Genomic DNA, 242 nt, shown 5'->3' with positions numbered 1-242 from the left:
GCACGAAAACGCATACGATTACTCGCAGTGTCATTATTTTATGAGGGGAATAGCAGAACTGATATTGCAAAACGTCTTAACATAGCACGAAGTAGTGTTAATAAATGGGTTTCTAGTTACCTAGAACAGGGGCTGTATGGCTTAGACAATAAGCCTATACAAGGGCGTCCATCTAGATTGCAACAGTCACAACTTGAGCAACTGTCTGAATTTATAAAACGCACGAACACAGAACTTCAAGG

The 242-nt window shown here is 40.5% G+C and carries 1 protein-coding gene; it reads left to right on the top strand.

Features of this window, described 5'->3' with window-relative positions; translation table 11 throughout:
- Positions 1–242: helix-turn-helix domain-containing protein (locus JIG41_RS01060; protein WP_199524128.1), on the top strand; the 242-nt coding region annotated here is incomplete at both ends.

The sequence above is a fragment of the Pseudoalteromonas sp. bablab_jr011 genome (assembly GCF_016464045.1).
GTDB classification, from domain to species: domain Bacteria; phylum Pseudomonadota; class Gammaproteobacteria; order Enterobacterales; family Alteromonadaceae; genus Pseudoalteromonas; species Pseudoalteromonas lipolytica.
This window is presented reverse-complemented; position numbering and strand designations above follow the sequence as displayed.